This is a genomic window from Nitrososphaera sp. AFS (assembly GCF_009898475.1).
Lineage (GTDB): Archaea > Thermoproteota > Nitrososphaeria > Nitrososphaerales > Nitrososphaeraceae > Nitrosopolaris.
Map to the genome: position 1 here is coordinate 1 of NZ_QURE01000039.1, position 11418 is coordinate 11418.

Below are 11418 nucleotides of genomic sequence, written 5' to 3' on the forward strand. Positions count from 1 at the left end.
ATCAATTAACCGTTTCTAACAGTCCTCCGTATTTAAAATAGCAGATTTTTGGTCCTTCTCGTTAAAACTACCGATGTACCCATTTTTGACTCAATTATACAAAGCCCATACATTTTCGGACTGACTCATCGCGTCCAGTTTAATTTCTAATTTCTAATTACGAATCGGAATATTAATATATCCCAAATACAGGCGAGATAGTCCACGACATGATTTGGAAATGCAAGTATGGCACTTTGATATCTTTTTCTTAGAAAGTTTAAGTTTGGTTGCCTAAATTAGGCGCCATAGGTTCCCGATATTTCATTAAGCGAAATTATCTCCTAGCATGAGATGAACATGTGTCACATGTGAAAAGGGTGTGTCAAATCATGAAACCTACTATTACATCAAGATGTTTACTGACTTTCGCTGCAATTAACTACGGACGATACCAATCAGAATATTTATCTTCTTTGGATTTCCCTTTATAAGTGAATTGTCGGATTAAGAATCTTATAAGCGGAAAGTACTTTGCTAGAAACCCCAAAAAAATTGACACTATGCCACCTATAATGAATCTAATTCCTATTATCACAAATCCGTCACCTCCTTCTTCAAGGGAAAGAAATCGGCTTCCAGTGATTATACATGATACACCAAAACCAAAAATTATTATGCCCGCAGCCAATAGTGGCTTAAACAAGATTGCCGTGTCACCTATCGTTTTTGCCATTCCTTCAAGTGATAGTGGACACCTTGCCTAATTAAATGGTATATAAAAAATTATAGCCGCACATCGGTAACCTCAGTTGTAATTCCTGTCTGTACCAGGTAACCTTATGACTCATGATGGTAGTTCGTAATGGTTCTAAGCGCCATCTAGCCAGCCGCACGAGGTAAAGATATGCCAATAATGCTAAAACATCGTGACAATTTTAAGATGTGTGTTTATTCGATGGAATGAGACTGCTCGCGCCTAGAATATTAGACAAAAGAGCCGACGATCGATAGGCCGGGCGGAAACGTGTTTGCTCAGTACGCGAGTAAGTTATACTTGTCTTCTGAGGTAAGTCGCATATTGTTGCTTAAATGAGGGGTTCGCTGGCACATTTCGACGTATTCTGATAACATTCATTCATTCATCTAATCATGACATTCAACCTCACTGGATCTACAACTGGCACATATGCCCATATGCTTCATGACAAGAGCGACTGTGTATGCAGATGCTTCCCCAATTCTGATGTGTAGGATAGGTATGTTAGTATGGGATATCGAATACTTGATCCTATGTCAAGTCATCTCAACTGCTCATGGGTGCAATGTCTATGGACGTGTAGATAATTACAACGACAGTTCTTTGAACTCTCGTTTAATTACTAATAACCCTGATTTGAATATAGAAACCCTTTAGATTTTGATCGTGATTACTTCAGTACACGAATTCTTATTAAACTGGCTAAACGAAAAATGGGTTTTGAGTTGAATACCAAAGACAGTGACTAAATCCAAAGATCTATTTCTCAAGTTATTTTAGAATCCCCGGATATCTTTATTTATGTGCATAATAGCATTAGCAAAGCTGATTATAAAAAAGACAGGATTACATTTATTTATTGGGATCCAATAGCACATTTGAATTTTCGGAAAATGGCCTGGTATGAATTTATAGTATATTCAAGTGGGATTTCGCCTCGTGTAGATTGTACCGATCTCGTATATATCGAAATCACCAATCTAATGGATTCTCTTATGGTATTGAATTGCGACGGTGGAATTTAACATGATGTGTCATGTCCAACTCATAATTTATTGCTAAATGCGTGAAAAGTTGATATAATCCAACGATAACCTGGTTTAAGATGGATATCAAAGACCTGCTGACAGGTGAAATTTATAGACAGTGTATTTTTGGAACTATTGCATATGATGAATTAACGAAGTCCCTTGAGTCGATAAGGGAGTCCGAGACAGATCAACTCGATCGATTTTGGTATTCCGTTCAGACGTTTCTAGCAGCTGTTTCTAATATCTCAAAGCTATTATGGCCGTTTGCCCCGTTTGGATCGGAGTTAAATTCGGAAACGTCTGCCCGCAGGGAGTCACTCAGAGGTTTACTTGGAATAGAGGATAGCTCTCCGCTTAAACCAAAAAAAAACAATTTGATTCTGAATTAGAAGAGTGGGCATCGAGATCTAAAGATCGCATGATTATAGATTCAAATGTCGGGCCTCTTCAAACAAGCGCTAGTGTTGCCTCGGGACCGATTGCATATATGCGGAATTTCGACCCGGTGAGATTTACTCTGGTTTTTCGAGATGAGGAATATCAGATTAGGGATATTGCTAAAGCAATAAACGATTTGGCGCAAAAAATTCAGAATAGCTACTATTAAAGACGTGGCAAGGTCAGAATTTCTCTGAGGCCCATGCTTCAATTAGCTTCCTGTTCCTTAGAAAGTATTTTCTGTCAACAATTATAACGTCGTTCCAATCCAACAACTCCTTCAGCTGTATGTTCCGTCCTTCAGGATAGTTTACACCTTCAATGAGACCGCCCACGAAATTTCTTCCAATTTTCTTCTTCTCCCCCTCGATAACAGTTGATGACATTAAGGTACACCCATCTAAAGAACTTTTAAATTTATCGAGTTTAAATCTTTTGTTAAAGATAGCTAATCCGTTTTACACGTAAGAAATTGTTCATGATTAGACCGCTAGACTCTGGTGTCACACTCATGGATTGTACAAAATTGTTGAGTGATTGCTATCGTCTAATAGACTTTTGACTTTTATGAGTAGACGACACCAATGCATCGAGCGATAGGTAAGAATTTAGAGTTGATTGACCAGTAACTATTTGGCCCTCTATTGCATAAGCCTCTTTAAAGGCAGAAAAGGAGCCCAGAAAAATGAATGATAGTTAAAAGCGACAGATTAAAGCATGCGATCCTTGCTGCGCTGGCCGATGTGGAGCTGCAAAGAATATTAGATACAGCCATGTACGAATCCAAATCAGTCAACGACATTATTCATGAAACAAAGATTTCACACACCACCGCTTACCGTAAAATTAGATGGCTGGTCGAAGAAAAGTTGCTTTTCGTTGATAAAATCGTAATCACAGAAGACGGCAAAAAATCAAGTCTTTTTAGAACAATATTAAAAACCTTTACAGTAAAGTACGAGTACAACAATGTCATTATAGAGGCTGAACAAAATGTAGATACCTTGAGAAAGGTCACGGAGAGATTCTTTTCGCTTGATGAATGAAGGTTCTTTCATCCTAGTGATGAAAACTAATCACATGGCTATATAACCACGAGGCACTCAGTAGGTCGCATCAAACGGTAGTTGTCCCGTCATGCCTTAAGTATAGTTTCTAATTCGCATTGTGACAGCAGCCCCGCAACAAATTGTTATGCCGGGAACAAGGCAATCACATTTTGCAGCGAGAATCACAATGCGAATATTCAAACAGCAGTTGTTTTGACATATAAATTCTCTTATTGGAATACGAACGAATAGAATGTTTAGAACATCTAACGAGAGAATTTATAAGGTGACACATAACGTTATGAGGTAGAACCTATTGGGCAGCCATTTTCTTAATGTCTTCTTTGAACTTTTTTCGGATTTTATTTAGAGAAGCTTCGATTTCCCTTATTCGATAGTCCACATTATCTTCTATAGTGGTAATGTCTGATGGTTTGTAGATATGATAGTAACCTCCTTCTTTTATTATCCTTGTGTGTTTTGTGCAAAAACCTAAAGAAACCAGCTTTTGCAACGATCTAAATATTGTCCCCTTATCTTTGTTCAACTTTTTTGCTAGTGAACCCAAGGTAAAACCGTCTTCCTCCTTTTTCCCGTACTTCAACAGTACTCGTAGTAAATCTGAGTCTGAATTTGATAGATCGTACAGGCAAGCAAAAACGTCTTCGCAAGACGAATTCTGATGGGTGAGCGTATTAATAGAAGAATAGGGCACAATTGGTTTTACTTGTTATTCTCTAATAAAGGTTTTGTACGGGTTAACCAATACCATAACACAACGTTTAAAAGTTTCTAGGTCTAATATTGTACGGTGATTACAAAATCGTGCAAAACTCCAATAACGATGACGAATTAGAGAATATCTTGGCAAAAAAGAGAAATGAGCTGATGGCCCAGGGGCAAAGTGGTAGCCATTTAACGTCTCCCATTACTCTAACCGATTCTAACTTTAATGAGATGGTTAATAACCACCCTCTTTTAGTTGTTGACTTTTGGGCACCATGGTGTGGGCCGTGTAGGATGGTTTCACCAATAATAGAACAGCTAGCAACCGAATTGGCTGGTAAAGTAGCATTTGGGAAACTAAACGTCGATGAGAATCCACGGGTTGCAAGTACATTTGGAATCCAAAGTATACCTACGATATCTATTTTCAAGAATGGCAAATCTGTTGATGGTTTTGTTGGAGCTGCTCCCAAGCCACAAATTCAAGCTAGAATATTAGCACAGTTAGGAAAACAATGACGGAAATAGCTAATAAGTGCATATTGCTGAGCCATATTAGTAAATAGTTAGCTCCTTTCTTAGGTCATCTGGTGGCCTTAAGACCTCTAGGTGAGCAAGCCTTTTTTGCCCTGCTATGAAAGTTAAGAACATCTAGGAGTGATTGGACAAGCACGGCGCGAGATGAGAATAGATAGGTTTATTCTTGATTCTTGAGAATAGCAAAAAATTATTCCGTCGGTGAGAGTCTATTTGTGATATTTATAAACTTATTATATGACTCTCCAGTTTATCGCAAATGGCCAAAATTATCCCATGATCTAGTAGCTACCCAGAAGTCATGGAACATCAATTCGGAATATTAACAGCGTGAGTATGTTCAACTATCGGATTGATATGATTTTTATTGACTCGCCGGCTACTAGCTGTAGGACTGCAATCAATGTATTACGCACGTAGTAAGCACAGAGCGCAACTTTCCTACTAGCTTCACATTCCAATCATAGTTAACGCAAGTTTTTATTCCTGTCATTGAAGTTTATAAATGCATGACAGCTAAACCTCTAATTGTGCTCCTTTAAAACTCAAAGCAGAATTGGTTCCTGCTGCCTAACATTTTTCAGGAAAGTTCTGAGTTCCTCCAGCAGATGTTCAAAAAAGGGGATAACTTCGTTGTAATTCATCTTTGAGCCAGGGAACAGCGAAGTAGGGTTTGCAGATAACACAGAACCTTCTAAAGAATATTTCCTTAGCTGATGATTATCCAGTATAGATTTCCTCTACGGTTTGCTTGATCTAACTCATGTGCTAACTCAACGCCCTTAGTTTCAGCCGAAAGACCTGTAAGCACTCGATAGATGTCCACCTTATCAGTAGGGATGCCGAGCTGGAGCTTATCGTTTATCTTCAAGAACACAGAATCAAATATCCCATATAATTGCGAGATAAACGAATCAGTTTCAAGCTCTGCAATCACCCTTGCTGATTTCGCGAGCAAGTCTCCGTATTTGGATTGGATGTTCTTAAGCTTTTTTAGATGTTCTTCGCATGCATAAATCTTAAAGATAATTCGATCTGACTCTAGAAACGGCAGGTCATTAGAGGTCATCAAGTTCTGCTACAATGTCCATCCTACTTAGCACTTTCCTCTTGCAGTTGCTAAAGGAGGAGGGAGGGAATTAGTCTATGTAGTCGAACAAATGAAAGCCCTTCATATGCCTAATCCTTTGATAGGCCTTGTTTTGATTTCACCCCGAAGCCACAATATTCGTTCCCTAGTTTTCGGGAACTAGCTAGTCAGTTTCAAATTAATCACGTAAGCAATTCACTTATTTGAATCCCGGTCATCCCTTTGCTCCATATTCAGTTACATTTGTAGCGCTAGCGGCTAATCTAATACAATGTGCTTATGCTCCAATTCCAATCCTAACATAGGTTGCAAAAGCAAGTACATGTGGTGTTTCGTCATCGAATGTTGAGGTAGTATTACTTCATCCTGAAGCTGTTTGCTTTCTAGTACACTTGTTGATAACTTGAATTGTCCATCTTTAATTTTCAGTGTTAGCACCTCCTACGGTCTTGCAGAAGTTTTATGGCCATAGTATACCAGTACCTATCATGGGAAACATAACAATACTTCGAAGGCAGATTGTGGCCATTTTCGCACTAAATCTCTTCAAGGTTATAAGATTGTTTTTCCTTCAAGGTAGAACGGTCACACCTGTCATGCAAGTGTGAGCCATAGCCGTTTTTGGTCCGGTTCGTATTGGTTGCATTACCACCTAAGGAACTTGTATATCTTTTATCTCCCGTTGGTCTTTTCACGCTGGTTTTCTGAGACTATCTAGCTAAATTGGTATATCATTTTTGGTCATTTCATGAACGGACTTATGGTTCATGTATCTAGATAGCCAGCACAACTTTCTGTATATTGTCGTCTATGGTAGATTACGTTATGTTCATATCAGCCAGTTCTGCCGTGATAAAGTTATGGCTAATTGTTGCATTTTCCTGATCGACTGTGGCAACCTGGTTGAATAATGGTTATATATATTCGGATAAATAATTGGCAACTTTATTCCGTATCTTTTCTGATCTCATCGTCTTCATTCCAGCGGAGAGGCCAGCAAGAAAATACAATGGACCCAGGAGTGAGTCGCCGGGGGTGGGACTCGAACCCACGAGTCCCGGAGGACATCAGCTTGCACGTGCGCGTGCAATGATCTCGAGGCTGACCCCTTTTAGGGTTCTAAACTTACCTAGCTCGGGTACCCCGGCACAGATTCTGACCAGCTAATGCAATTTAATGTTTTATGAGCTGCCTGAATCGTTACATGTTAAATACTCTGTCATTCGTTTCCCCGTGACATACAGCGATGTTCTAACGAAAGTCTACCTAGGCAGCATTAAATCGTGAATGATCGGCCGATGCGGTTCTAATGCAGATTATTTTTGTGGTCGTCAGTTGGCACCCAATCACTACAATATAAATTGCAGAGGGCGAAAAGCATAAGCATTACGCTAGGTGACCAGCGCGGCAGTATAAAATGCAGAGGCATTTAATGACTAAAAATTATTAACTGGTTGCGAAACACTTACTCGCAAGATGGAATGGATCTGGTGTCGCTAACCCGTCTCGACTAATTAGCCTTCCAAAACCATCCCCGATGTGAGATTTACCAGTTCTTTATTATCACCGTCATAGGAACAATTCAATATAGTAACTTTCGAGTACAAAGTTAGCACTGACCATCGGAATATGGAACCACTTTAATAGTGACTGTCTCTTCGACATTTATCTTACAAAAGAGTACCAGGTTCAATCAATATCTAGATTAAACGTAGTTCATTAAATCCATATGAATTAACTGTTATTAAATTGCTGCATTAAATTCGCCAAGTCAAATATATTTGATGGGATTATTGCAAGTGAAAAGAGTACGATTAGGACCCAATTATCGACCAGAATGTTCGTAGCAGTGATAACTTTGGTAGTTATAGGGCCTCCAATTTTGTCGCTTCAGAGTGCGTATGCTCAGTTAAGACCTATTCATTTTCAGCAACAATTTGTCTACCAACTGAACAACTGCAGAATCAATGCGACCTGTGGCGATATTAGGCCGATAAGCTACATCCTATCCATACCAGCTAAAAATGGCACAATGATAAGCAACAATATTGGGCATGCTAACCACTTGATTCAGAAAGATGCGACACCATTTATTTTGCCTTTTCCCTAAGGAAATTTTTGTATTGAAATTTAACAATTCAGTAACGAACGTGCCGTGCTATCTCATTGTTGCTTTCCAGAGGACTAGAAATGCAGCTCACGATGGGACCTAGCTTCAAGATTATTACTTGCTAGCTTGATTTTGTATGAATGGATAGCATACATCCAGCCGTAATCAGCTACAGCTTGTACTTTTGCAGTTCTGAAGCTTTGTAAGCATCTAAATGTTTATCTTCGCGATGGAAGGAGAGGTCAGGTATCTAAAGGGAAAAGATTTCAGACATCTGCTTCTTGTTGGACAGATATGATATAGGATAGATATTTGTTGACGATGTCTTGGTCAAAATAGATTGAATAGATCTAATAAGGGAGCAAAAATTAGTATATTATCAGTTTTTCTAGCAATTAAGGGATAGGTTTACAGATGCTGCCTATTGGTAATACAGCTGGGAATGGTTAATTGCCGCATCAAATGTAGGCTACTGAAATGAAGAATATTATGGAACGATTAAATTAACATATAAAGGACAGAACTAAATGTTTTGACAATCATTTTCATTGCAGGAAGTCACATTGCGACAGGCAGCATTTCAGATATTGGCTGAAGTTTGTGCTATCTGGTCGTATCACTAGAGTTTGAATAAAGTTTATGTTATTCTTGATTTCGGAAGGAGGTCAATTTAAACGCCACATTATATCACGTAAATTATATATCGATGAATGTTTTAACGCTGTGTGTTAGCAACTGCCATAAACCCACCAACACTCGAAGAGATCAAAAAGTTGACAATGTTTGATGTGGCCATAATGAGCGGTTTGGCAGATTCGCTTAGAAATACACTTAAAGAATACATCCGTATCGATCCATACACTATGGCAGATCCATTTGGATCTGATGACGATTTTAACTATTCTATGATTTTGGACAAAGGCGAACCGACTAGGGTCGTCGCTATGATTAAAGATGAATTTAGCTATTCAGTAATTTTGGACAAAGGCGAACCGACTAGGGTCGTCGCTATGATAATCTCCAAATTGGGACCGTCACCAAACTTACCATGGCAAAGCATTTTGGGGAATGGATTGGTTAGATTATCGTTGTCGAAGGCAAGTGCCCGTGAACTTAAAAATGGACTGATGCCGAAAGATACGAACAATTTTTATCAATTTAGAAAAGACGGTAAGGTCAGCGGCTTCATAATGTTCGCCTTTCAAATATGTGGACAAAACTGGCCTGCCTAATATAGATGAAAAATCGCGCTGGATTTCGGATATTAATTGTTTCGAATGCCGATCATAATGCGCGTATTATGCCAAAATCTTGGACGCAAATTGCAATAACTTAACGGGACGTACTAATAGCTCATTGAAGTATTACCGTACTGACAGATGGGCAATAAGCCCCTGCCTAGAATAGAATGTGTCATTAGCTGCTGTTTTCTTTTGACTAGCTTCAACTCACAGAGTATTTACATAAATGGCTCTTGCCTTATTTTCAGACCGTCATTTTCTAGAAGTTCGACTCCCATATAATCAAGAATCTGTTTTGCTAAGTTTCGTTCCTCTCTTAACAAAATGCATTTGGCCATTTTAAGACGGTACGCTGGAGCCCATTGTTGTCCAATTTTGTACTTTCCCCGCATTTCAACAGGTAATATTTTGATTACTGTAACCTCTTGAACCGATGACATATGGGAATAAAGTGGTTCGTACCTGCCTTCATTCTGATATTTATTCATCAGCGAGTTCAGAGCTTCTGCTTTTTCCGTACTGTTTTCTACAATGGATGCAGTTCCTTTGATGACAACGCTAATGTAAAGAGTATCAGCCTGAGAAGCATCAGTAGGATGAAAATAGTATGATGGTAAGAAGCAAATGTGGCGATCAACTTCAAAGCCCACCCTGGAATTTGCTTTGATATTTTCTAATTTTTCACCGATATGGTATGAATGCATATACACTGCATCTGACATTATATTTGTTCTACTTGTTGAATTAATATCGGCTGCTACAACGTATACAAAATTCATAGGTATGACTTGCGGATAACCGTTTGAATCTATTGAACCTATTCTTCCAACTGGTTCAGAATTTAGAAATCCAATAATTTTTTCTCTCGAAGCTATCTCGAGTTTTTTTACAAGTCGCATTGTATTGATGTTCCTTTTATGATGAGGTGGACTAATTAATATAAGGCGTTATTGACCCGTAGCTTGCATAAAAGCTTCAGCAATTATAAATTAAAAATGATTGAATCTCATAAAACATTAATATAGTGCTATGTGCCATTTAATTTATATATGCCTCTGCTAATGGTGAAGTGCAAAAAATGCGGGTTTGAGTATCCCTATGCTACACAAATGAACGCGGAGACACTGCGGGCTATAGAATTGGATAGTAGCAAAGAAAACTGTCCAGAATGCAACAGAGTGTCTGCATACAATAAGGCGGATTACTTCTTCAAGTAGCTACACCTTATTTTTTGTCTGTTTAGAATTTCGAGCGTCTCGTCAAAAATGCTGTCAAATTAACACCGCATCGAGAAGCCAATGTTATCAAGGCTTGGCTTCATTTTCTTGGAAACATTTCCTCGTATGGCTCTAATATTCTTCTGCAGAATTCCCTACCTTTTTCGGTAATTTTGTATTTAATTATTTTTTTATTGCCCCAAGGTTCCTCAAGTTTATCGACAAAGCCCTTTTGTTCTAGATCAATTACTATGTCTTTATGCTTGACTAGATTGAGTCCACAATAGCTTAGCAATGAAGTTTGATTTAGCTCGCCATATTCAGTCAATTTTAGCAGAATATCCTTTCTAATATATATTCGATCTCGGTATTCATGCGACAAATGCTATTTGGCCTAACTTGAAGTGATCAGGAATAGAGGAGGCATTAAGTTTTGTCATGCTTCAATAATCTGGACGACTATCTAGTAGACACATACTTTAATCCTGCCAGAGAACGTGTATAACGGCCGAACACCTCAAAAACTTAAAATTCCAACTAAGGAAAACGCTTAATGTTCGCGTTTATTTGTAACAAGCAAATTATTGTTATTTCCGTCAGGTTTTTGACTATACTGGGTACATAATTTTAACAATAATCAGCATACATTTGCCAACATTGGTAGTTGCTCAAAGAGCTGGCCTTGAGATGTTTACTTTGAAAATGACATACACCATTGGTCGCTAATGGAATACAGAGGAATCTGAGTATTTTATTCAATGATTATTCCAAGACATGGAGAGTGGTCGCGTGGTCGATTTCTCGTTCAGAAAAATAGTATTGTACTGTTAATAATACGTCGTATAATATATACGCATCATAGCGTAGCATAAGCCTATAGTGGTAACAACCAAGAAAGCGATGGTAGTTGTTGTATTAATGGCTGTATTGGGTTCATCCGTATTGGTCGGGGCAATATCCTATTACAACAGAACTTCGACAGCCACACCTAACGTCATTGAAAATCAAAGCGTTCTTAATGCGAGGTTGAATACAATAGTCGATTTTTGCATGAATTCCTTGCCGAAGGGAGTTCAGGCTTGTGACAATCAGCTTAAAGATCTTGTTTCCCAGGTATGTTCTGCTAATAACGGACTATTAGATGCATGCCACAATGGAAAGGTTAATCTATATTACGAAGCAAGATCGGCACAGCAATCAAAATCTGTCTATAATAAGACACATTAGTTGGGTGGGTTTG

Annotated in this window: 12 protein-coding genes and 1 tRNA gene; 7 read left to right on the forward strand and 6 right to left on the reverse strand. The window is 38.5% G+C overall.

Features of this window, described 5'->3' with window-relative positions; genetic code table 11:
• Window positions 1-473: 473 nt before the first annotated feature.
• The 3 genes from DYY65_RS05930 (at window position 474) to DYY65_RS05940 (ending at window position 2377) form a co-directional block, all read left to right on the forward strand.
• A complete protein-coding gene (locus DYY65_RS05930; protein WP_162477060.1) occupies window positions 474-746 on the forward strand; it encodes a hypothetical protein in 273 nt (90 codons plus the stop codon).
• Window positions 747-1844: 1098 nt separating this feature from the next.
• The gene (locus tag DYY65_RS05935) at window positions 1845-2159 is read left to right on the forward strand and encodes a hypothetical protein (protein WP_162477061.1); all 315 of its coding nucleotides are present in this window, start codon (window positions 1845-1847) and stop codon (window positions 2157-2159) included.
• A 29-nt stretch (window positions 2160-2188) separates the two neighbouring features.
• Entirely contained in the window at window positions 2189-2377 is a 189-nt protein-coding gene (locus DYY65_RS05940; protein ID WP_162477062.1) for a hypothetical protein, read from the forward strand.
• A 13-nt stretch (window positions 2378-2390) separates the two neighbouring features.
• On the opposite strand, the gene DYY65_RS05945 is transcribed toward DYY65_RS05940, so the two are convergent.
• Window positions 2391-2594, reverse strand: a complete 204-nt coding sequence (locus DYY65_RS05945) for a hypothetical protein (RefSeq protein WP_162477063.1) — start codon at window positions 2592-2594, stop codon at window positions 2391-2393.
• Between the two features lie 303 nt (window positions 2595-2897).
• On the opposite strand from DYY65_RS05945, the gene DYY65_RS05950 reads away from it, so the two are divergent.
• Window positions 2898-3254, forward strand: a complete 357-nt coding sequence (locus DYY65_RS05950; protein WP_162477064.1) for a hypothetical protein — start codon at window positions 2898-2900, stop codon at window positions 3252-3254.
• A gap of 316 nt (window positions 3255-3570) precedes the next feature.
• On the opposite strand, the gene DYY65_RS05955 is transcribed toward DYY65_RS05950, so the two are convergent.
• Complete coding sequence (locus DYY65_RS05955) at window positions 3571-3972, reverse strand: helix-turn-helix domain-containing protein (protein WP_162477065.1); 402 nt, start codon at window positions 3970-3972, stop codon at window positions 3571-3573.
• A gap of 110 nt (window positions 3973-4082) precedes the next feature.
• Here DYY65_RS05955 and trxA point away from each other — a divergent pair, with 110 nt between their 5' ends.
• A complete protein-coding gene (gene trxA / locus DYY65_RS05960; RefSeq protein WP_370519307.1) occupies window positions 4083-4502 on the forward strand; it encodes a thioredoxin in 420 nt (139 codons plus the stop codon).
• 727 nt (window positions 4503-5229) lie between these two features.
• Here trxA and DYY65_RS05965 read toward each other — a convergent pair.
• Together DYY65_RS05965 and DYY65_RS05970 are read right to left on the reverse strand one after the other, a co-directional pair.
• On the reverse strand, window positions 5230-5589 hold the full coding sequence (locus DYY65_RS05965) for a hypothetical protein (protein WP_162477066.1): 360 nt from the start codon (window positions 5587-5589) through the stop codon (window positions 5230-5232).
• A gap of 1048 nt (window positions 5590-6637) precedes the next feature.
• A tRNA-Ser gene (locus tag DYY65_RS05970) sits at window positions 6638-6758 on the reverse strand.
• A 1687-nt stretch (window positions 6759-8445) separates the two neighbouring features.
• On the opposite strand from DYY65_RS05970, the gene DYY65_RS05975 reads away from it, so the two are divergent.
• Window positions 8446-8952, forward strand: coding sequence for a hypothetical protein (locus DYY65_RS05975; RefSeq protein ID WP_162477067.1), 507 nt, complete (start codon window positions 8446-8448; stop codon window positions 8950-8952).
• A 227-nt stretch (window positions 8953-9179) separates the two neighbouring features.
• Here the strand turns inward: DYY65_RS05975 and DYY65_RS05980 are convergent, their stop codons facing one another.
• Both DYY65_RS05980 and DYY65_RS05985 read right to left on the reverse strand, forming a co-directional pair.
• Entirely contained in the window at window positions 9180-9860 is a 681-nt protein-coding gene (locus tag DYY65_RS05980; RefSeq protein WP_162477068.1) for a pyridoxamine 5'-phosphate oxidase family protein, read from the reverse strand.
• A 418-nt stretch (window positions 9861-10278) separates the two neighbouring features.
• Window positions 10279-10506, reverse strand: a complete 228-nt coding sequence (locus DYY65_RS05985; RefSeq protein WP_236561697.1) for a hypothetical protein — start codon at window positions 10504-10506, stop codon at window positions 10279-10281.
• 551 nt (window positions 10507-11057) lie between these two features.
• Between DYY65_RS05985 and DYY65_RS05990 the strand changes: the two genes are divergently transcribed.
• Window positions 11058-11405, forward strand: a complete 348-nt coding sequence (locus DYY65_RS05990) for a hypothetical protein (RefSeq protein WP_162477070.1) — start codon at window positions 11058-11060, stop codon at window positions 11403-11405.
• Window positions 11406-11418 lie beyond the last annotated feature (13 nt).